The organism is Saccharopolyspora sp. NPDC002376 (genome assembly GCF_053593195.1).
In genome coordinates, this window is record NZ_JBSFBZ010000044.1 from 1 (window position 1) to 20,155 (window position 20,155).

18 protein-coding genes and 1 pseudogene are annotated in these 20,155 nt (G+C 67.6%); 5 read left to right on the plus strand and 14 right to left on the minus strand.

Annotation, left to right across the window (positions count from 1 at the left end):
* Positions 1-293: 293 nt before the first annotated feature.
* From ACWCO2_RS25695 to ACWCO2_RS25725, 7 genes are all read right to left on the minus strand, one after another.
* Positions 294-1,862 (minus strand): long-chain-fatty-acid--CoA ligase, encoded by a 1,569-nt coding sequence (locus ACWCO2_RS25695; protein ID WP_450130325.1) that lies wholly within the window; start codon positions 1,860-1,862, stop codon positions 294-296.
* 126 nt (positions 1,863-1,988) lie between these two features.
* The gene (locus ACWCO2_RS25700) at positions 1,989-2,582 is read right to left on the minus strand and encodes an RBBP9/YdeN family alpha/beta hydrolase (RefSeq protein WP_450130326.1); all 594 of its coding nucleotides are present in this window, start codon (positions 2,580-2,582) and stop codon (positions 1,989-1,991) included.
* Positions 2,583-2,850: 268 nt separating this feature from the next.
* On the minus strand, positions 2,851-4,176 hold the full coding sequence (locus ACWCO2_RS25705; RefSeq protein WP_450130327.1) for an MFS transporter: 1,326 nt from the start codon (positions 4,174-4,176) through the stop codon (positions 2,851-2,853).
* A gap of 136 nt (positions 4,177-4,312) precedes the next feature.
* Positions 4,313-5,365 carry a 3-keto-5-aminohexanoate cleavage protein gene (locus ACWCO2_RS25710; protein ID WP_450130328.1) on the minus strand — a complete coding sequence of 351 codons (1,053 nt, stop codon included), beginning with the start codon at positions 5,363-5,365 and terminating at the stop codon, positions 4,313-4,315.
* A 47-nt stretch (positions 5,366-5,412) separates the two neighbouring features.
* Positions 5,413-6,297, minus strand: a complete 885-nt coding sequence (locus tag ACWCO2_RS25715) for a TauD/TfdA dioxygenase family protein (RefSeq protein WP_450130329.1) — start codon at positions 6,295-6,297, stop codon at positions 5,413-5,415.
* A 72-nt stretch (positions 6,298-6,369) separates the two neighbouring features.
* Entirely contained in the window at positions 6,370-7,344 is a 975-nt protein-coding gene (locus tag ACWCO2_RS25720; protein WP_450130330.1) for a quinone oxidoreductase family protein, read from the minus strand.
* A gap of 140 nt (positions 7,345-7,484) precedes the next feature.
* The gene (locus ACWCO2_RS25725; RefSeq protein WP_450130331.1) at positions 7,485-8,552 is read right to left on the minus strand and encodes a TauD/TfdA family dioxygenase; all 1,068 of its coding nucleotides are present in this window, start codon (positions 8,550-8,552) and stop codon (positions 7,485-7,487) included.
* A 129-nt stretch (positions 8,553-8,681) separates the two neighbouring features.
* On the opposite strand from ACWCO2_RS25725, the gene ACWCO2_RS25730 reads away from it, so the two are divergent.
* On the plus strand, positions 8,682-9,689 hold the full coding sequence (locus tag ACWCO2_RS25730) for an AraC family transcriptional regulator (protein ID WP_450130332.1): 1,008 nt from the start codon (positions 8,682-8,684) through the stop codon (positions 9,687-9,689).
* Between the two features lie 115 nt (positions 9,690-9,804).
* Here the strand turns inward: ACWCO2_RS25730 and ACWCO2_RS25735 are convergent, their stop codons facing one another.
* Positions 9,805-10,680, minus strand: coding sequence for a glycerophosphodiester phosphodiesterase (locus ACWCO2_RS25735; protein ID WP_450130333.1), 876 nt, complete (start codon positions 10,678-10,680; stop codon positions 9,805-9,807).
* 131 nt (positions 10,681-10,811) lie between these two features.
* Positions 10,812-11,519 carry an alpha/beta hydrolase gene (locus ACWCO2_RS25740; RefSeq protein WP_450130334.1) on the minus strand — a complete coding sequence of 236 codons (708 nt, stop codon included), beginning with the start codon at positions 11,517-11,519 and terminating at the stop codon, positions 10,812-10,814.
* Positions 11,520-11,935: 416 nt separating this feature from the next.
* On the opposite strand from ACWCO2_RS25740, the pseudogene ACWCO2_RS25745 reads away from it, so the two are divergent.
* Positions 11,936-13,061: pseudogene (locus tag ACWCO2_RS25745) on the plus strand (beta family protein).
* A gap of 62 nt (positions 13,062-13,123) precedes the next feature.
* Here the strand turns inward: ACWCO2_RS25745 and ACWCO2_RS25750 are convergent.
* On the minus strand, positions 13,124-14,026 hold the full coding sequence (locus tag ACWCO2_RS25750; RefSeq protein WP_450130335.1) for an NADP-dependent oxidoreductase: 903 nt from the start codon (positions 14,024-14,026) through the stop codon (positions 13,124-13,126).
* Positions 14,027-14,176: 150 nt separating this feature from the next.
* Positions 14,177-14,869: a FadR/GntR family transcriptional regulator gene (locus ACWCO2_RS25755; RefSeq protein ID WP_450130336.1), complete on the minus strand. Its 693-nt coding sequence runs from the start codon at positions 14,867-14,869 to the stop codon at positions 14,177-14,179.
* A gap of 87 nt (positions 14,870-14,956) precedes the next feature.
* On the opposite strand from ACWCO2_RS25755, the gene ACWCO2_RS25760 reads away from it, so the two are divergent.
* Positions 14,957-16,219 carry an MFS transporter gene (locus ACWCO2_RS25760; RefSeq protein WP_450130337.1) on the plus strand — a complete coding sequence of 421 codons (1,263 nt, stop codon included), beginning with the start codon at positions 14,957-14,959 and terminating at the stop codon, positions 16,217-16,219.
* A 124-nt stretch (positions 16,220-16,343) separates the two neighbouring features.
* Here the strand turns inward: ACWCO2_RS25760 and ACWCO2_RS25765 are convergent, their stop codons facing one another.
* Both ACWCO2_RS25765 and ACWCO2_RS25770 read right to left on the minus strand, forming a co-directional pair.
* Positions 16,344-16,988, minus strand: a complete 645-nt coding sequence (locus ACWCO2_RS25765; protein WP_450130338.1) for a CoA transferase subunit B — start codon at positions 16,986-16,988, stop codon at positions 16,344-16,346.
* Between the two features lie 29 nt (positions 16,989-17,017).
* Positions 17,018-17,716 carry a CoA transferase subunit A gene (locus tag ACWCO2_RS25770; RefSeq protein ID WP_450130339.1) on the minus strand — a complete coding sequence of 233 codons (699 nt, stop codon included), beginning with the start codon at positions 17,714-17,716 and terminating at the stop codon, positions 17,018-17,020.
* A gap of 296 nt (positions 17,717-18,012) precedes the next feature.
* Here ACWCO2_RS25770 and ACWCO2_RS25775 point away from each other — a divergent pair, with 296 nt between their 5' ends.
* Both ACWCO2_RS25775 and ACWCO2_RS25780 read left to right on the plus strand, forming a co-directional pair.
* Entirely contained in the window at positions 18,013-18,798 is a 786-nt protein-coding gene (locus tag ACWCO2_RS25775; RefSeq protein WP_450130340.1) for an IclR family transcriptional regulator, read from the plus strand.
* Positions 18,799-18,824: 26 nt separating this feature from the next.
* Complete coding sequence (locus tag ACWCO2_RS25780) at positions 18,825-19,688, plus strand: LysR family transcriptional regulator (RefSeq protein ID WP_450130341.1); 864 nt, start codon at positions 18,825-18,827, stop codon at positions 19,686-19,688.
* On the opposite strand, the gene ACWCO2_RS25785 is transcribed toward ACWCO2_RS25780, so the two are convergent.
* Entirely contained in the window at positions 19,645-19,869 is a 225-nt protein-coding gene (locus ACWCO2_RS25785) for a hypothetical protein (RefSeq protein WP_450130342.1), read from the minus strand. The two genes, ACWCO2_RS25780 and ACWCO2_RS25785, sit on opposite strands and share 44 nt — an antisense overlap.
* Positions 19,870-20,155 lie beyond the last annotated feature (286 nt).

Below are 20,155 nucleotides of genomic sequence, written 5' to 3' on the forward strand. Positions count from 1 at the left end.
TTTAAAGAAAACAAGTCCCGCTAAAAAGATCTATCCCACCGCAATATCCCGGGACTCGGGACCACAACAGGTTTTTGCGTGCGAAAACCGCCTGGAGCCGGTTTTCGCACTCACGACCGTCATAGGCCGAGAACGCACCACGGCCATCTCGAATCGGGTCCGGAGTGGACACCGCGACTCCCGGTGAGCGAACGAGGAGGTCGCTCGTACCCGGCCAGCATCGGTGTGCTCGCGGCCGTGCCGCTCGCAGTCCGCTGCGGTCAGGTCGTTGCCGACCAGTCCGACCGCGTACGTCACCGTCCCGGCGAAACCCGTGACAGCTCGCGCTTGAGGATCTTCCCGGTCGCGGTCATCGGCAGCGCGTCGACGAACTCGACCGCCCTCGGGTACTTGTAGTTCGCCAGTTGTTCCTTGGACCAAGCGATGAGCTCGGCTTCGGTGATCTGCGCGGTCTCCGCGCGGATCACGAAGGCCTTGATCTCCTCCCCGCGGCTTTCGTCCGGGATGCCGACCACCGCTGCCAGGGACACGGCGTCGTGGCTCATCAGCACCTCCTCGATCTCGCGCGGGTAGACGTTGAACCCGCCGCGGACGATCATGTCCTTCGCGCGGTCGACGACGTAGTAGAAGCCGTCGGCGTCCCTGCGGGCGAGATCACCGGTGCGGAACCAACCGTCCCGCATCACCTCACCGGTGGCGTCGGGCCTCCTGAAATAGCCCTTCATGACGTTGTGGCCCCGGATGGCGATCTCACCGACCTGGTCGGGGCCGGTCACCGCGTTCCACCGCTCATCGACCAGCTCGACCTCGATCCCCCAGACCGGCACGCCGATCGAACCCGGTCGCGGGTCTTGCCCGGGCGGGCTGAAGATGGCCAGCGGCGAGGTCTCGGACAGGCCGTAGCCTTCCTGGATCTGGACGCCGAAGCGCTTTTCGAACTGCGCGTGGATCTCCACCGGCAGCGCCGCGCCGCCGGAGATGGCCAGCCTCAGGTTGTTCGCGATCCGTCCGACGTCGACGCTCTCGTCGAGGGCACCCAGCAAACCCCAGTACATCGTCGGTACTCCCGCGAATACCGTGACGTCCTCGCGGGTCATCAGCTCCAGCGCCGCACTCGCGTCGAACCGGGGCACCAGGACCGCCGTCGCGCCGACGGAGAACGCTGCGTTCATGTTGATGCTCTGACCGAAGGAGTGGAACAGCGGCAGGGCGAACAGGTGCGTGTCGTGCCTCGCCGGGGTGCTGCCGAAGAGCTGGTTGGCGGTCAGCGCGTTCATCACCATGTTGGCGTGGGTGAGCTCGGCGCCCTTCGACTGCCCTGTCGTGCCACTCGTGTAGAGGATCACCGCGGTGTCGGTCGCCTCGCGAACCGCTGTCCCGAACTCCGCGGGCTGGTCCGAAAGCGCCTGCGCCAGGGTCTCGGCTCCCTCGACCGGGGTGGCCGCCTCGGGGTCCGCGGTGATGATGAACAGGTCCTCGCAGGCCGGGGCCCGATCCACGGCAGCGCGGCCGCACTCGCCCGTCGGCAGGGCAGGAGTCCCCTCGAAGCAGAAGTACGCCCGGGCACCGGAATCGTTGAGGTGGTATGCGACCTCCCGTTCTTTGAGCAGCACATTGAGCGGCACGACCACTGCTCCGGCCTTGAGGATCCCGTAGTACACGGCGGGGAACTCCGGCAGGTTCGGACAGGTGACCGCAACCCGGTCGCCCGGCTGGACCCCGCGGGACACCAGAAGAGCGGCGATCCGGCCGGCGAGCGCGCCGACGTCCGCGTAGGTCAGCCTCCGGTCTCCGCACACCAGCGCTTCGCGCTGCGGATATCTGCGGACGGAGTCGTCGAGGAACATGGCCAGGTTCAGCACGCTGATCTCCTGCGTCGTCGTTCGGCGGTGTCGGTGGCGAGCACCACCAGAATTGTGCATCAGCGGCGCCCGGGACCATCCTCTTCGGACTCCTGAAACATTCCGCTGCTGCGGCTTCCCGTGCCATCACCCGGCTGCGTCGAAGGTGTCCTCGTCCGCCTGGCTGAGTTCGCGGACGAACTCCTCGGCCCGTGGCCACGGTCCGTATCCCGCGGCCGGGTTGAGGTGCCCGACGGCACCGACGTCCACCAGGCGGCTGCCCCAGTCCCGGGCCATGTCGGCCACGTGCGCCAGGCGGGCGAGGGGATCGTTCGTGCTCGCCGCGACGATGCTGGGGAACGGGAGCAGCTCCCTCGGGGTCGGGAGCCAGCCGTTGCGGCTCAGATCGCCGGGCCTCGGGTAGCCTTCGGGCAACGGTGACTCGAAATCCGGTGGGGTCGCCAGCAATGCGCCCCGGATCGGGCGGGAATGCTGCTGCGCCCAGTGGACGGTGATCATCACCCCGGCGCTGTGTGCGACGAGGACGATGGGCCCGGAGATCTCCGACACGACGCGGTCGAGTGCGGCGACCCGGGCATCGCGGCTGAGCCTGTCGTGTTCGAGCGGGGGCACGGTTCGGGTGTTCGGCAGCTTCTCGGCGAGATGGGTCTGCCAGTGCTCGGCGACGTGGTCGCGCAGGCCCGGGACGATCACGGTGGTCGGGGTCTCGAGGTCGTTCAACTCCTGCTCCGATCTTTCACTGAGGTCTTTCCATCCTCGTTTTGCATGGCGGTGCGGGTAGCGGAACCTCAGCGTCGGCCTGGACTGCGGGTGCCCAACTTTATGTATGCCAATACACGGCAGTGGGGCCGGCCTCGCCAGGCGAACGCTGAGAACCCGGGGCGGTGCAAGCTGCGAGGGTGGGCTATGCGCCTGGCGGCGCATGCGGCCCCTCGCTGTGTAGTGCTGGTCGTGCTTCGCGGTCACGGGCGGGACAGGATGAATAACCTCACTTCGCCAAAGAGCGTTGGTCTAGTGCTGCGAGCTGCCGCAGCGCGGCCGGATAGCGGCTTTTTCCGATCAGCAGTGCCGCGATGGCGCCGAAGTAGGCCAGCGGTGCGAGTTGCAACGCGCCCAGCAAGCCGAGGTGGTCGGCCAGGAGTCCGATGACGAAGGGTCCCGCGGCCAAACCCAGGAGGCTGTTGGCCAGGGTGAGCGACCCGAATCCGCTGGCCCGCACGGACGTGTGGGTGAGGTTGGCGACCATGGCGGTGGCCGGCCCGGACGCACCGGCCGAGAAGAACGCCCCACAACCGATCACCACGAGTTGGACGGTGCTTTCCTCCAGCAGGAAACCGATGCCCAGCAGGACCGCCGCGGCCATTCCGTAGCCGATCGACGTGCTCCACTTGCGCTCCGGGCGCAGCCGGCTGACCCGGTCGGTGACGGCGCCGCAGAAGATCATCCCAGCGCCGATGAGCAGGACCAGGACCGCGGAGACGACGCCGGCCTCGTCCGGATCCATGCCGTGGTAGCGGTTCAGGTAGCTGGGTGTCCAGGCAAGCAGCACCGCGGCGACGAACATCTGCAGGCCGCTGCCGACGTAGGCGGAGAGCACCGAAACGTTCGAGAACAAGCTGGAAAGCGGAGCCCTGCCCCCGCGCACCGCCTCAGACGCGTCGGCAGTGGCCGGAGCTTCCTCGTACTGGTACCGGTCCAACTTGCGCTGGGTGACGGAAAGCCGGTAGACGACGACCAGGACCAGCCCGACGATGGCCATGAAGGCCAGGGACCAGCGCCACCCGAACCGGACCGCGATGATGCCGCCGAGCGCGACGCCGATCGTGGAGCCGAACGAACCGCCAGCCATGAAAGCACCGCCCAACGTGGCGCGGACGTGGGGCGCGAACACGCTGAGCACCACCGCGATGCCAACGCTGCCGTAGGCGGCTTCGCCCACCCCGACGAGGAAACGTGCGCCGAGCATCTGCCCGTAGTCGGTGGCGATCGCGCACAGCAGCGTCGCTGCGCTCCAGATGAGCGCCATCAGCATCAGGCTGCGGACCCGCCCCCACCGGTCGGCGAGGATCGAGAGGGGGAAGGTGAGCAGGCCGACCATCAGCGCCACGACGCTGGTGAGCGAGGCGAGCTGGGAGTCCGACAGTCCCCATTCGCCTTTCAGGAAGGGGAACACGGCGCTGAGGACCTGCCTGGACATGTAGTCCGACAGCAGCAGACCGAAGGTCAGGGCGAAAACGACCCAGGGATAGATCCGCGACTTGGCGGTCACGGCCCCGGTGGGCAGCTCCCGGGCGGACAGAGCGCGCGACTTCATTGTCACTCCTCGACTAACTGTTGCTCCGGCGTGAAGCTCTCGTCCCCCTGCTTGAGATCCGGGGCCGGGGCGCGGATCCCGGTAGGGTTCCGCGCCCCGGTCCTTCCTCCCCTGGCACCCGGTGGGTCTCCGGTGCCTAGGCGTGGTGGGTGAAGCCGACCTGTCCGGGCTTGCGGTTCGGCGCGTAACCGACCTTGGCCAGGGTCTCGTCGGCGTCGGCGTAGGTTTCGCCGATCTTGTAGATCTCGCGGGCCTCCTTGCCGGTGGCGACTTCGCGGCCGAGCTCACCCGCGATGCGAACCAGCTGTTCGATCTGCTGGACCGAGGTCTTCTTCTCGCCCTTGCGCCCCCAGATGGTGTCCTCGTTGCCGCACCGGACGTGCAGCCCCATCGCGATCGCCATCGCGTTGACCGGCAGGACGCTGCGCATGAGGGTTTCCAGCGTCAGCACCGCGCCGTCGGGGCAACGCCGGATGAACTCCATCATGTTGTACGGGTTGGGGCCGTCGAATCCGCCACCGATGCCGACCCAGGTGACCATGAACGGTCCGGCGTAGACACCGCGCCGCATCAGCCGCTCAACGGTTTCCAGCTGCGGGATGCTGGACAGCTGGAAGTGCGGCTGGATGCCGGCGGCCCGGAGGCGCTTCAGGTGCTCCGCGACCCAGCCCGGACCGGCCGGCACGAACATCTCGCGGTAGGCCTCGGCCACCGCCGGCCGCGTGAGCGAGGTGCCCGCGATGTCGTCCTCGGTCATCAACTCCATGATGTTCATCTGGCTGGTGTTGATGGCGATGGTCACCTGGTCCGGAGCCGGATCGAGCTCGGCCAGCATGTGGCGGGTGTCGTCGCTGAGCCACTTGGCCTCCGCGCCCTCGCCTTCCGGCGCGAACGAGATCGAGCCGCCGACCTGCAGGATCATGTCCGGGACAGCTTCGCGCAACCGGCCCAGCAGCTCGTTGAACTTCGACAGCCGCTTGGAACCCTTGCCGTCCAGCTCGCGCACGTGGATGTGCAGCACGGTGGCCCCTGCGTTGTAGCAGTCGACCGCCTGCTGGACGTGCTCGTCCATCGTCAGCGGCAGGTCCTCCCGGAAGTCGTCGGGCTCCCACTCGGGACCGTAGGGAGCCGCCGTGATGACGAGCTTCTCCTGGTTCTCCGGGAACAGCGAGTCGTCGTGGAAGTGCATGCGTCCTTCTCCTTCTCCGGATGGCGGGTGGAAAATTCAGGGGGAGGTCAGAACGGCCGGTCGCCCGTGATCCCGGCGCGCTCCATCTTTCGGACCGCAGGCCAGTAGTCCTGCACCGCGTAGTGCTGCGTGGACCGGTTGTCCCAGATCGCGACGCTGTTCTCGCTCCACCGCCAACGCACCTGGTACTCGGGGATCGCGGCCTGGGCGATCAGGTAGTTGAGCAGGTTGCTCGCGCCGGGGGCGTAGTCGCTTCCGAAGCGGACGTTCTCCGGTGTGTGGTAGTTGACGAGATGAGTGGTGAACGCGTTGACGAACAGGATCTCCTCCCCGGTTTCGGGGTGGGTGCGCACCACCGGGTGTTCCGCGTCGGGGAATCGCGCCTTCAACTGGTGGCGCTCCTCCACCGACAGCGCGGCACCGAAGCTGGCCTCGATGCTGTGCCGGGCGCGCAGCCCCGCGATCTGGCTCTTGATGTGGCCGGGGAGCTTCGCGTACGCCGCGGCCATGTCGACCCAGATGGTGTCGCCACCGACCTCCGGTCCTTCCACGCACCGCAGCACGCATCCCATGGGCGGCTCGGCGCGCCAGGTGGCGTCGCAGTGGAAGGCGTTCTCGTAGTGCTCGGCAGGGCTGTCGAGGTCCTTGTAGATCCGCACCAGACCTGGGTGGTCGGGATCGCTTCCGGCCACCGGGTGGTCTTCGAGCGATCCGAAGCGCTGCGCGAAGGCCACGTGGTCGGCCCGGCTGAAGTCCTGGTCGCGCAGGAACAGGACTTTGTGCTGGAGCAGCAGCGAATGCAGTTCGGCGAACAGCTCCTCATCGCGAGCGACATCGCCGAGGTCGACGTCGAACAGCTCGGCGCCGATGGTGCAGGTGAGCTTCTGGTGCTTGATCTTCGTCGTCCGGGACGTCAAGACCGCACTGGACATGGCAGTACCTCCGCGGGTTGGTTGATCGTGCCGCCGCCTGGGATCGCGGTGCTGCGGCGAAGAGTCGCTGTGTCAGAGGGAGAACACCGAAGAACCGATGCTGCGGCCCGATTCCAGGTCCCGGTGTGCTTGCACCGCGTCCTCGAGGGCGTAGCGCTGGTTGATGCTGATCTCGATCCGCCCGCTCGCAACGTGGTCGAACAACTCGCCCGACAGTTCCGCGCGCTCGGCGGGGTCGGCGATGTAGTCGGCGAGGGCGGGACGGGTGACGAACACGGATCCCTTGACCGCGAGCTGCATCGCGTCGATGGGCGGGATCGGGCCGGACGCGGTGCCGAAGCACACCAGCAGGCCTCGCCGGGCCAGCGAATCGAGGGAGGCCTGGAAGGTGGTCGCGCCGATGCTGTCGTAGACGACCGGAACGCCCACGCCGTCGGTGATCTCCCGGACCCGCTCAGCCACGTCCTCGCGCTTGTGGATCACGACGTGGTCGCACCCGTGAGCACGCGCGACCTCCGCCTTCTCGTCGGTCGACACCGTGCCGATCACGTTGATCCCCAGCAGTTTCGCCCACTGCAGGAAGATCAGCCCGACTCCCCCGGCAGCGGCGTGCAGCAGGACGGTGTCGCCCGCCTGCAACGGGTGGATGCGGCGCAGCAGGTAGGACGCGGTGAGTCCGCGCATGGTCATCGAGGCGGCCGTGTCGAAGGCGATCCGGTCCGGCAGCTGGATCAGCGAGGCGGCTGGCATCACGCGCTCGGTGCTGTAGGCGCCGAGCGGACTGCCGGTGTAGGTGACCCGGTCACCTTCCTGGAAGTGCCGCACCCCGTCGCCGACGGCTTCGACGACACCGGCCGCCTCGACGCCCATGCCCGCGGGCAGCGGGGATGGGTAGAGACCGGTGCGGAAGTACGTGTCGGCGAAGTTCAGCCCGACCGCCTCGTGGCGGATTCGGACCTCCCCCGGGCCGGGTTCTCCGACGTCGACCGCTTCCCACCGCATGACCTCCGGGCCACCGGTCTGGTAGAAGCGAACGGCATTCGCCATGGCCTTCTCCGTCCCGGCTGGAGCACGTGAGCGCTCCAGCCACGTCTGGGGTTGTTCTTCCGCGGTCGATTCGTCGACCGCTTCCCGCCGCCTCGGTTGGCAGCGGCCGGTTCGAAAGTCATCACCGAGCTGATCGCCGGTCAGAGCAAGCGGATCTCGCGTTCGATGACGTCTCGGGGCTCCACTCCACCGCGTCCCCGAGGACCGCCGTACCCGGCGGTCTCCCAGGTGAAGTCCGCTGGCAGCTGACGTCCACAGTGGAGCGTCAACCAGAGCCGACGCGGGAGTTCCGCTGCGACCGAACCGTTATCGTGCTGGACGTGGGTGTGCAGAACCGAGTAGTTGTTGAACAGCTGGAGGTCGCCGGGCTCGGTGTCGATGTCGAACCGGAACTCGGTCGAGTTCGCGAGATCGTCGATCAGGTCGAGCAGCTCCACGTCCGCGGGCGCCAACCGGGGAACGTCCGGGAAGCGCTGCGCCGACTCGATATCGCGACGCGCATAGCGAAAGCTCAGCCTCCCCTCGTGCCAGCACGCCAGCGGAACCGCCCGGTGGGGAGGTTCTCCGGGAAGCTGCTCGCCCCACCGGTCGAACTGGAAGTGCCGGTACATCCGCTCGACCAGCATCGGGTCTCGCCCGAGCACCTCGTTGTAGACCGCTGCCGAGCTGACGACGGTGCTCCGCCCACCGGCCCGAGAGCTCAGCAGCGCCACAACGTCGGAACCACCGGTCCGCAGTTCCGGCTCCACCTTCCAGCCAGCAGCACCCACAACCGCACAACGGATGCGGGCGAGCTTGTGGCCGAGGGAGTCCTGCGAGACCGGGATACCCAGGTGCTGGGCCATTCCCCAGAAGATCGTGTTGATCTCGGCGACGTCGTACCGATCCACCGGAACGCCCTTGATCACCGCGAACCCGCGTCCGTCCTCCAGCGCACGGGCAATGCGCCGCAGCTCAATCCCGAGCGTGGGAAGGGGAAAACGCTCGCGGGTGAGCTGCAGGAGCACAACGCCGTACTTCCGCACTGCTTTCAGCGCGAGTTCGAGCTCGTCGAGATGGGCCGGCGAGAGCTCCAACCGCCACTCGGCTGGGTCGGTCAGGTCAGCCGCTTTCCACGCCGCAGCCGTCTGGCACGGCTCGCGCAGCACATCGACGGCAGAAGTCCGACCGAAGTCAAGCGTCCCGCACTGCACCGCTGGTTCGGCCATGACGTCCTCCATCCGGATCCCGGAGCGAAATCGGCTGTGATGGAAGCGACATTAGGCGCCGGAGGGGGCGTGAGCTTATCCTCGCGGGACAGGAAGGTTGTCATTTGGTGACATCGCGGAGGCCTGTTTATGAAGCCGCTGGCCCGTTACGCCTCACTGAACAGCTACGTCGAGGTGAGCCGTGCGCTCGGCATCGAACCGGCACGACTGATGCGCGGCGTCGGGCTGGACCCGGCAGGCATCACAGTCCAGGACCGGTGGATTCCCGCTGCGGCCGTCGTAATGCTCCTGGAGCAGTCGGCTGCGGCGTCCGGGCACGAGGACTTCGGACTGCTGCTGGCCGAACGCCGCCGCTTCGCCAACCTCGGACCGCTGAGCCTGGTCATCCGCGAGGAGCCCGACGTCCGCAGCGCGCTGACGATCCTCATCCGCCACGAGCACATGTACAACGAAGCGCTGCGGATGCGCATGGTCGTGCTGAACGGACTGGCGACCATCCGGGTCGGATTCGAACTGGGCGATCAGACCGAAACCAGACAAGCGGCGGAACTCGCGCTGGGAACGTTGCACCGACTGCTGCGCGGTTTCCTAGGACCGCTCTGGCAACCGGTCGCCGTCTGCTTCGCACACCGCGCACCGGCGGATCCGAGCGTCCACCGTCGCGTCTTCGGGCTCGCGGTCAAGTTCGAGCAGGAGTTCAACGGGATCACGTTGTACGGCCACGACCTCGATGCGCCCAACAAGATGTCGGACCCCCTCATGCGCACCTACGCCTACCAGTTCCTCGATTCGCTGGAGGCGCCGAAGGACATCTCAGCGCTGGAGCGGGTCCGGGAGCTGATCGAGCTCTTGCTGCCCACCGGGCGGTGCTCCGTCGAACAGGTCGCGCGCAGCCTCGGAGTGGACCGCAGGACGGTCCACCGGCAGCTCGCCGACGCCGGGGAGACGTTCTCGTCGGTCCTGCACGCGACGCGGGCCGAACTGGCCGCGAACATGGTCCGGAACCAGCGCTACACCTTCACCGAGATCACCGGCCTGCTGTCCTTCTCCTCGCCGGGCAACTTCTCCCGCTGGTTCCGCGGGCACTTCGGTTGCAGTCCCAGCCAGTGGCGAAGGCAGGCGCGCAGGTCCGACTAGCCCACCAGGACGGCCCTGAACCCCGCACTGACCGAGAGCGATAGGAACTTCGGGCATTCACGGGAACGACGAAGCGGGCCGTTCCCGGGGAACGGCCCGCTCTGCGGTGTTCGGATCAGCTGGCTCGTCGAGCTTCGTGGATCTCCGAGTGCAGCACGTCGGGGTGGTCGCTGATGATTCCGTCCACGCCGCGCTCGATCAGCGTGCGCATCTGCGCCGCGTCGTTGACCGTGTACGGGTTGATCCGCATCCCGTGCTCGTGGACAGCGGCGATGTACTCCGGCGTCGCCTGGGCGTGGTTCGGGTTGACCTGGTTCGAATAGGTCGCCACATCCGCGAGTTCAGCCTCGGTCGGCGCGCCCAGCACACCCACCTGCACCTGCGGCAGCAGGTCGTGGAAGTGGCGGACGAAGTCCCAGTTGAAGCTCTGCACCACGAGGTTGCGAGCCTTCGGGTCGGGCCGCAGCCACGAGGGCCGCTTCTGGAGTTCGTCGGCGATGCGCTCGGCGATCCCCGGGTAGAGCTCCGGCGACTTGACCTCCAGCAGCAGGCCGGTGTGGCCGCGCTGCAGTACGTCCAGCACCTCGGCCAGCGTCGGGACCTGCTCACCTGCGAACTCGGGCGCCTTCCACGAACCGGCGTCCAGGGAGCGGATCTCGTCGAGGGTGAAGTCGGAGATCCGCCACGGCGCGCGGTCCGGGAACTTCTGCTCGACGTCGGTGGTGCGCGCCAACGTGTTGTCGTGGGTGACGACCAACTCGCCATCCTTGGTCTGCTGGACGTCGATCTCGACCAGATCGGCCCGCATCTGCACCCCGAGCCGCACCGCGGCCAGGGTGTTCTCCGGCGCGTAGGCGGATGCCCCGCGATGCGCGATGGTGGCCACGTCGACCTCGACGGCGGTGGCAACGGGCGCGGCAACCGATGCGGGTGCCAGCCCGATCGAAACCACCAATGCGGCTGCGGCAGCAACCACGGTCCGGCGCAACATGCGAACTCCTCGTCTGCTTTGTCCGAAACGGCGACAAGATCCTGCGGGGACCACCCGTCTACCACATGATCAACGAAGAACGAACCGGTATCGCAGACGTGAACCTTCACCGCCGCATGGTTCCGCCCAGCTCACTTGCTCAGAGCGCTGACCATCCAAGCCATTGCCCGGTCGACCGCCTCGCGGGCGGCGGGATTGGGCCCGTGCCCCTCGAAACCGTGTGCCGCGTCCGGGATTTCGATGACTTCGAGGTCAGCACCGGCATCGCGGGCAACCTTGACGAACGCGTCCTGGGTGGGCACGAAGAACTCGAACTCGCCGCCGACCCGCACCAGCAGCTTGGGCAGCTCCGGGTGCTCGGAAACCGCCTCAACAGCGTTGAAACGCGGCTTGTCGCCAGGCCAATCCGGCGGCGGCGCCAGCACCGGGTAGGTGAACCCGACCGCTCGCAGCCACGACGGCGCGGCGCGCAGCCACGACGCGGCGATCGGCCCACCTCCGGAGAAGCACCACAGCGCGATGCGGTCGCTGTCGACCACGTCGAGCTCCCGGGTCCGCTCGATCACCGCAGCGACGTCCTCCGCAGCCTGCGGGTAGTGCATGTCGGTGTGGAGGCGGTGGTTGAAGGTGATCCCGACCAGCCCGGACGCCGCGGCCAGCGCGCCGTAACCGATGAACCCCTCCCAGTCCCGAGGCTTGGGCTCAGCGTCCTCCGGAACGGGTCCGCCGTGCACGAAGATCACCGCTGGCCGAGGACCGGCTTCCTCCGGGAGGTGGACGTCCATGACATCGTCTCGGACACGCCGAACCGGCGCCACGTCTTCGAAGAACTGTGCCATGCCCGGATGAGATCAGAATCGCCACGCCCGCGCCACGGGTTTTCAAACACTGAGGACGACTTTCCCCACCACGTGCCCGTATTCGACCTCCGCAAGCACCGCACCAGCCTCGTCCAGCGGCTGGACCTGCTCGACGCACGAATCCAACTCACCCCAAACGACCAGCTGCGCCAGGGAATCAGACTCAGGAACGCACCTGACTCGCCACCGCCCCGAGCCAATGATCATCCACTCGTTCGGCCGATGGATGCCGTCCGCAGCAACTGCGACGCTGAGGACGAACGGCGACCAGCACAAGGGCTCGTCCCGTTCGTTTCGTCCCGATGAGAGGAAGTGCCGAGCGCTCGACCGGTCATCTTCCACGCGCTGCCGCGACCATCGTCGCACCTGACGGCTCGGCGCGACGACGAGGAGGCATGCCCGTGGATGACTCGCCGCTTGCGCCCCTTCTGGCGCTGAAGAGCAAGCAGGGTGAGATCGACGCGGTTCTGAGGACCGACCTCGGAACAGAATCCCCTGTCATCTCGGTAGAACTGCTCAACAGCCTGAAGGTCGGCAGCCCCATTACTACGAAGATCGTGCGGATGGGCGTCGCTGCTGTGCAGGCAGGCCGTTCCTTGTGGCTGGATACGACGTGGCTCGCCCCGTCGAGTCCGTTCGGGTCGATCCCCGGAGGGGCATTTGAGCACCTCGATGCGAAGATCGAAGCCAAGCTCGATGAGAAGCACGAGAGAAATCTCCTGAACGTCCATGTTCCAGCGTTGATTCCCGTAATCTCACCGGCAGTTGATGATCAGGAGCTACGCAGGGTTCGGCTGCTTCGCGAGCACAATCCCCGGGAGATCGCCCTGCGTTGCAGGCGTGCTTCGCGGGGAGGTAGCCCGCGCTTGGTCGATCGGATCGCGCACATCGCGAAAGCTACTGGAGCAAGCAGTCGAGAGATCCACTTGCTCCTCGACGAAGGCTACGTCGACCGCGTCGACGAGCGAAGAGTTCACGAGCTGCTCGGCGTCATCAACGATGTCACCGAGAACTGCGAGCTCGCCTCGATCGGGTTGCTGGCCGGGTCGACGCCGAAGAAGCGCAACGGGTACGACCCATTTCCGGGACCGCGCTGAAGTGGCGCTTTGGAGAGCGGTTCAACGAAGCTGTCAACACCGCATCCGTTACGGGGATTACGGCATCGTCCACCCCGTTCCCGGCGACGACGACGGGTTCGGCTGGGCGAACCCGTACATCCACTACACGGTGCCGAACCGGACCCTCTTCATCGCCCGGAAGATCCCCGGCCGTGGCACCGGCGCCCCACCCCCAGGAACGTCCGAGCGGTACTTCCTGGAGGTGGCCGATGAACTCGTCAACCACCGTGAATTCGCCGGTGCCGACTTCTCCTGGGGCGACCAAACCCTTCATGAATGCCGGCACCTGGCGAAGCCGGAAGTGGGCAGGTCGACCAAGTGGATTGCCATCGCAACGTCACACCACATGGCCCACATCTCCCGCACCGGCGCTAGCGCAGGAGTCCATCGGCGAGGAACCTGAGAATCGCGTTGACGGAACGGCCAGCCAGTACCGTTGGGACCGCTGACGTCACCGCACCACCGTCAGGGAACTAGGACGACTTTCCCCACGACGTGCCCGTTTTCGACCTCCGCAAGCGCCGCACCGGCCTCGTCCAGCGGCCGGACCTGCTTGACGCACGGATCCAACTCACCCGAAACGACCAGCTGCGCCAGGGAATCGAGAACGGCGGTGCTGCGATCGCGCTCCACCGTTCGGCCACCGAGCTCGGCGACCAGCGGTTTGTCGGCGATGGACAGCAGTCTCGAACGGTCCTCGACCAGACCGGCAACAGTGCGCAGGGCTTCGCCACCCGCCAGGTCGAAGACCGCGTCAATCCCGTTCGGGGCAGCGGCTCGCACCCGCTCGAGGACACCGTCTCCGTACGCCACCGGGGCCGCGCCGAATCCCGCGACGAGGTCGTGCTTGGCCGGGCTCGCCACTCCGACGACGTTGATCCACCGCGCTCGCGCGAGCTGCAAGGTCGGGACTCCGACGCCGCCACCTGCGCCGTTGACCAGCAAAGTCTCACCAGCGCACAGACCGAGGTTGTCCAGGGCGTCGTGCGCAGTGCCAACCGCTACAGGCAGCACGGTCGCGTCCTCCGGCGACACCGAATCTGGTCGCTGCGCGGCGAAGGACGCGGTGACCAGAGCCTGCTCCGCCCAGCCGCCGACCATGCCCGGGCACCCGCCGAACACCTCGTCACCGACCGAAAAGCCCGTGACACCAGACCCGAGTGCGGTGACCGTCCCGGCCACCTCGCGCCCCAGAACCGCAGGCCCGACAACGCCGTACGTGCCCTCGCGGAGCCGCCAGTCCCCCGGATTCACGCCCGCCGCGCGAACCCGCACCAGCAGTTCACCAGGCCCAGGATCGGGCACCGGCACGTCGAGGAAAGTCTCCTTCTCCGGCCCGCCCGCTTCGGAGAACCCGTACGCCCGCACACCCACTCCTTCACCGTCACCTGCAACGCCCCAAGCCTGCCACGAGTCAGGTCACCCTAGGGATGGTCAATTTCTCGCGAAATTGTTTCAGCGCGACCCGCAGGGCGTCGCGGGTCGCGCCGGAACTCTCGTCCACAAGGGATGGTCTGGTCAGCCCTCGACGGGCGACTCGGCACCGCGCCATTCGTCGGTGGCGTCGATGTTGGCGGTGGCGCTACGGACTGCCCGAGCGGAATCGCCGGCGCGCAGGGCATCGAACAGTTCCTCGTGCCCCCGGTGGTCTGCGCCGTTGAACCCCGGCGCGTCCCAGTGCGCAGTCATCGAGCGGCGCAGAGCCGGGCCGAGAGCGGTGTAGAGGTTGTCCATCAGTGCGTTGCCACTGCTGGCGGCAACGCACTGATGGAAGGCGTAGTCGGCCTGGACCCACGCGTCGCGGTCGCGCTCCTCCCACGCCGTGGCGCGCTGAGCCAGCAGCTCGCCGAGACGGGCGAGTTCCTCCTCGCTGATGCGGTTGGCGGCTAGGCGGGCGGCTTGGGCGTCCAGAGCCTCGCGGACTTCGAGCACGTCGCCCAGCTCGCTATCCAGGCGCTGGAGTGCGCCGGACAGCTCGCTCTTGGCCCGCACGTAGGTTCCATCACCCTGCCGGGCCTGGAGGAGTCCGGCGTGGATGAGGGCACGGGTCGCCTCGCGCAGCGTGCCGCGGGCGATGCCGAGCTGTTCGAGGAGTTCCGGTTCGGCCGGGATGCGTTCCCCCACCGGCCACCTCCCCGAGGTGATCTCGGCGCGCAACTGCTGGATGACGTCGTCGACCAGTACCGAGCGACGTTGGGAGGCGAGGGTCACGGACGTCCTTCCTGGCCGGGCGAGGAGCTCACCCAATCCTACATTAAAGAATAGACGTCAAACGTCAGACGTTTTATGTTTAGGGACATGTCCTTCCCGACCGCCGCTCCAGCGCGGCCCGACATCCGTTGCCGCGCAGCCTGGCTGACCACCGCCGGGATCGTGCTGATCGCCCTCAATCTGCGCCTGGCCATCAGCAGCTCCGCCGCACTACTGGAACAACTCCGGGCCCAGCTGGGCTTCAGTCCGCTCGTAACGTCCCTCATCCCGGCCCTGCCCACCCTGTGCTTCGCCGCCGTGGGCGCGACCAGCTCCATGCTGGCCCGCCGCCTGGGCACCGAACCCGCCGTCCTCGTGGCGCTGACCGCCCTCTGCGTCGGTCTCGCGGTCCGCGCTGTGCCTCAGACCTGGGCACTGCTGACCGGCACGTTGCTGGGAGCGGCTGGACTGGCCCTGTGCAACGTTCTGCTGCCAGCCGTGGTCCGAACGCACTTCCCCGACCGCATCGCGCTGCTGACCGGGGTGTACACGACCACAATGGCGCTCGGCTCGTCCCTCGCAGCCGCAACGTCGGTACCCCTCGCGGACTTGGTGGGCCAGCCGTCCCTGGGGCTGGCCGCCTGGACTCTGCCGGCGGCGCTGGCCCTCGCGGTGTGGTCGCTGCGGCCGGATTCCTGGCGGATCACCCCGCAGCGCGCAGGCAGCGGCGCGGCCTCGGCCTGGGCCGCCGGGCGCACTCGGTTCGGCCTGCTCGTGACCGCGTTCTTCACCCTGCAGATCCTCGCCAGCTACGCGGTCATGGGCTGGCTCCCGACCATCCTGACAGGTCACGGCATGAGCCCCGATCAGGCCGGCGTCATGCTGGGCCTGAGCCTGCTCGTCGGCGTTCCCTCGACGTTCGCCCTGATGCCGCTGACCCGGACGGCACCACGGCTCAGGCTGGCTTTCTGCATCGTCGGGTTCTCACTGGTAGCCGGATATGTCGGGCTGCTTTGCGCACCACTGGTGTTCCCCGCGCTCTGGGCCGCGCTGATCGGGCTCGGCCTGGGAGCCTTCCCGCTCGTCATGGCCATCATCGGCACCAGCGGCCGCAGCCCGCAGGAAACCGCAGCGCTCTCGACCTTCTCCCAGAGCACCGGGTACCTGCTTGCCTCGGTCGGCCCCTTCGGCATCGGCTTGCTGCACTCCGCCACCAGCAGCTGGTCCACGCCGCTGATCATCCTGCTCGCACTCGCCGTTCTCCAACTGCTCGTCGGACTCTCCCTGACCTCGACCAGGGCCGCCCAACCCACCGGTTCTGGTCCGAACTGGACGGGCTCCGCCGACCGCGAGACGGCGTCACCCGGGTGATGGCCGGGTGTGAGGCTGCCGCAGTTTCGCGAGAAGTTGCGCCCACCGAAACAGTTCCAGCACGACCCGCGTGGCGCCGCGGGTCGTGCTGGAAATTTCGTCCACAAGGGACGGTCAGGGGGCCTCAGATCGCTGCGACGGTGTCCACGATCGGGGCTCCGGTCTTCTCCCGGACCTCTTCTTCGGTGACGCCGGGGGAGACGGAGATCAGCTGCAACCCCTCCGGGGTCACGTCGAGCACCGCTAGGTCGGTGACGATCCGGTTGACCACACCCGCGCCGGTCAGCGGCAGCGTGCACTCCTCGACGATCTTCGGGCTACCGTCCTTGGCGACGTGATCGGTGATCACCACGATCCGGCGCGCGCCGACGACCAGGTCCATCGCGCCACCCATGCCCTTGACCAGGGCACCCGGGATCGTCCAGTTCGCCAGGTCGCCGTTCACGGCCACCTGCAGCGCACCCAGGATCGCGATGTCGATGCGCCCGCCGCGCATCATCGCGAAGGACGCCGTCGAGTCGAAGTAGCTCGCCCCGGGGTTGACCGTGACCGTCTGCTTGCCCGCGTTGATGAGGTCGGGGTCCTCATCCCCCTCGTAGGGGAACGGGCCCAGCCCGAGGATGCCGTTCTCGCTCTGCAGGGTCACCCGCACGCCGTCCGGGATGTGGTTGGCGACCAGAGTCGGGATGCCGATCCCGAGGTTGACGTAGTCGCCGTCGCGGAGTTCGGCGGCCGCGATCGCCGCCATCTCGTCACGATTCCAGGCCATGGTTGCTCCCAAGTTTCCAGGTGAGGCGATCAGGGGCGCGGGCGCACGGTGCGCTTCTCGATGTCCTTGATGCGCGGCCGCGCCAGCGCGAGCCGGTCGACGTAGATGCCCGGCGTCACCACCAGCTCCGGGTCCAGGTACTCATCGCTGAGGTGCTCGACCTCGACCGCCGTCACCTTTCCGCAGGTCGCCACGACCGGGTTGAAGTTCCGCGCGCTCTGCCGGTAGACGAGGTTGCCCGCCGGGTCCGCGGTGTGGGCGTGCACCAGCGCCACGTCGGCGACGATCGCCCGCTCCTGCACGTAGGTGTGCCCGTCGAACTCGGCCAGCGGCTTGCCCTCGGCCACCGGGGTTCCGACGCCCGCGCGGGTGTAGAACGCCGCGATCCCCGCGCCACCGGCGCGCATCCGCTCCGACAGCGTTCCCTGCGGCGCGAACTCAACGATCAGCGTCCCGTCCAGGTACTGCTCGGCGAACAGCTTGTTCTCCCCCACGTAGGAGGCGATCACCTTGGCCACCTGCTGGTTCTCCAGCAGCAGCCCGAGTCCCTTGCCGTCCACTCCCATGTTGTTGGAGACCACCGTCAGCCCGGTGACCCCGCTGTCGCGGACGACCTCGATGAGGTCACTCGGGATGCCGCACAGGCCGAAGCCGCCGACGGCGATCGTCATCCCGTCCTCGAGCACCTCGGCCAGTGCCTCCGCCGCACTCGAACGCAGCTTGGACAACTCATCACCTCTTCATCGGTCCGCTGGACGAACAGCAGCAGTAAAGGGGCGCGCCCCCGTTCACCGCAAGAAATCGGCATTGATCACGCTCAAATCGTTCAACGGGCGATCGCTGTTCGATCGAAGCGTTCACTGAGTGAACGCTATGGTGATGGCATGAGCAGCCCTGCGCCAACCCCAGTCCTGCTCAACAGCACCCCAGGGGAACGTGACGCGAACCAGCCACAAGAAACCGCGAAACGCGAGATCGATCCCGAACGCGACCACCACTGTGAATCGCGGAGAGGCGGAACTACATGAGCACCAGCCCGAACGCGCACCTGGTCGGCCGGGTCGGCACCGTGCTCCGGGCGCTGTCGGCCACCAACGAGACCGGTGCGGCCACCAGCGACCTGGCCAGAGCCACCGGCCTCCCCCGGCCGACCGTGCACCGCCTGCTCAGCTCCCTGGCCGAGGAGGGGTTCGTCGACCGCGACCAGCGCACCGGCCAATGGTTCCTCGGACCCGAGCTGTATCTGCTGGGACAGACCGCGGGTGCCCGCTACGACGTCACGCACCACGCCCGCGCGAGCGTGCACCGGCTGGCGGCCAAAACCGGTGAGAGCGCGTTCTTCTCGGCCCTGCGGGGCTCAGAAACAGTGTGCCTGCTGCGCGAGGACGGCGACTTCCCGATCCGCTCGTTCGTGCTCTACGAAGGCGCCCGGTTCCCGCTCGGCGTGGTCTCCGCTGGTCTGGTCATCCTCGCCTTCCTCGACGACGCGGAGATCGACGCCCACCTGGAGAAAACCGACCTGACCAGCCGTTGGGGCGCGTCGCACTCCCCCGAAGCGGTCCGCGCCCGCATCGCCCGCACCCGCCGCGACGGCTACGCGGTCAACCCCGGCCTGATAGTGGAAGGCAGCTGGGGCATGGCGGCTGCGGTGTTCGACCGAGCGGGCAAACCGGCGTGGGCGCTGACCCTGACCGGCATCGAACCCCGCTTCCGCCCGGAGCGCCAACCCGAACTCGGCGCCCTCCTCCTCCACGAAGCCCACGCCCTGACCAGAGCCTTCGACACCCCCAACAACCAAGCACCCCGCTGACACCACCTCGGGCTATCGTTCCCCAGATGGAATTGCGGCAGCTCGAGCACTTCCTCGCCGTGGTGCGCACTGGCAGCTTCACCGGCGCAGCGCGGGAAGTGCACGTCGTCCAGTCGGCGCTGAGCTCGTCGATCCGCAAGCTCGAGGACGAGTTGGGCACCAAGCTGTTCGAACGCACCACCCGCCGGGTACTGCTGACCGAGGCGGGACAGGCACTGGTACCGATGGCGCACCGGATCGCGGCCGATGTCGTCGCTGCGCGTGGCGAGGTGTCCGCGGTGGTGGGGCTGTCGCGCGGGCACGTGGCCATCGGCACCATCCAGGCGCTGACGGAGGTCGATCTGCCCGGTGGGCTCGGAACGTTCCAGAAGCGCTACCCCGGGGTCCGCATTCGTGTGCGCCAAGGCCTCGTTCCCGACCTGATGACTTCGGTCGACAGCGGCGAACTGGATCTCGCCTTCGTCGCGTTCGACGGGCCGCTCCCGGAGGAACTGGTCGGTTTCGCCGAGTGGCGCCAGGAGCTCGTGCTGCTCTGCCACCCCGAACACCGGCTGGCGGGACGGCGTCGGGTCCGCCTGGCGGAGTTGGCCGACGAGCCGTTCGTGGACTTCAGCGGCAGCGGCCTGCAGGAACTGGTCGCCCGCCGGTTCGCCGACACCGGGATCCGCCGTGATCCGGTGTGCGAGGCCACGCACATGCCGCTGCTGATCGAGCTGGTGGCGGCCGGCCTCGGGGTGAGCATCGTGCCCGAGAAGGTCGCCGAGCGGTCCGGGCTTCCGCACGCTCGAATCGAACAACCGAGCCTGGCCAGAACGATCTACCTGGCGGGTCGGCTGCCGGAGCCGGTCAACCCGGCTGCCCGCGCCCTGCTCCAGCACCTCGTGGGTTGATCTCCGGTTCAGCACCCGACGAGAGGCGCAAGAGCCCGGCGCCCGCCAGGAGCGCGACCAGCCCCAGCAGGGTTGCACCCGTGAGGGCCAGAACGAGCCCGACGACGAGGAATCGCAGGGCGAAAGTGCGCAGCAGGTCGGCTAGGTCGGTCGACGTGTTCCGTTCGCGGCCCTGGTTCACCGGTCGGGCTCCTCGCGACCGGTGACAGCCGTGGTGATGTGACAACTCGCCATGGACTCATGGTTCGCCAGAGCTAATTGCCCAGTCCAACACTTGTTTTCGATGGGTTTCATCTCTGAAGTCGATTAATCGTGAACTTCGTACGCCCGCTCGAACGCGGTCGAGGCGGAGTCTGCTCCAGCTGTCCCCGTCCGACGACCGATCTCGATCCGATGCCGGAATTCGCAGGTGGGCGGGCCTTTCTCGGCCCGGCCCAGCGCGTTCGGAATTGCCCGCAGGCCAACGA

What these genes read in the sequence shown, in the direction of transcription:
- ACWCO2_RS25705 (WP_450130327.1), bottom strand. Translation starts at nt 4,176, where the DNA reads ATGAAGTCGCGCGCTCTGTCCGCCCGGGAGCTGCCCACCGGGGCCGTG.
- ACWCO2_RS25710 (WP_450130328.1), bottom strand. Translation starts at nt 5,365, where the DNA reads ATGCACTTCCACGACGACTCGCTGTTCCCGGAGAACCAGGAGAAGCTC.
- ACWCO2_RS25715 (WP_450130329.1), bottom strand. Translation starts at nt 6,297, where the DNA reads ATGTCCAGTGCGGTCTTGACGTCCCGGACGACGAAGATCAAGCACCAG.
- ACWCO2_RS25720 (WP_450130330.1), bottom strand. Translation starts at nt 7,344, where the DNA reads ATGGCGAATGCCGTTCGCTTCTACCAGACCGGTGGCCCGGAGGTCATG.
- ACWCO2_RS25725 (WP_450130331.1), bottom strand. Translation starts at nt 8,552, where the DNA reads ATGGCCGAACCAGCGGTGCAGTGCGGGACGCTTGACTTCGGTCGGACT.
- ACWCO2_RS25730 (WP_450130332.1), top strand. Translation starts at nt 8,682, where the DNA reads ATGAAGCCGCTGGCCCGTTACGCCTCACTGAACAGCTACGTCGAGGTG.
- ACWCO2_RS25735 (WP_450130333.1), bottom strand. Translation starts at nt 10,680, where the DNA reads ATGTTGCGCCGGACCGTGGTTGCTGCCGCAGCCGCATTGGTGGTTTCG.
- ACWCO2_RS25740 (WP_450130334.1), bottom strand. Translation starts at nt 11,519, where the DNA reads ATGGCACAGTTCTTCGAAGACGTGGCGCCGGTTCGGCGTGTCCGAGAC.
- ACWCO2_RS25760 (WP_450130337.1), top strand. Translation starts at nt 14,957, where the DNA reads ATGTCCTTCCCGACCGCCGCTCCAGCGCGGCCCGACATCCGTTGCCGC.
- ACWCO2_RS25765 (WP_450130338.1), bottom strand. Translation starts at nt 16,988, where the DNA reads ATGGCCTGGAATCGTGACGAGATGGCGGCGATCGCGGCCGCCGAACTC.
- ACWCO2_RS25775 (WP_450130340.1), top strand. Translation starts at nt 18,013, where the DNA reads ATGAGCACCAGCCCGAACGCGCACCTGGTCGGCCGGGTCGGCACCGTG.
- ACWCO2_RS25780 (WP_450130341.1), top strand. Translation starts at nt 18,825, where the DNA reads ATGGAATTGCGGCAGCTCGAGCACTTCCTCGCCGTGGTGCGCACTGGC.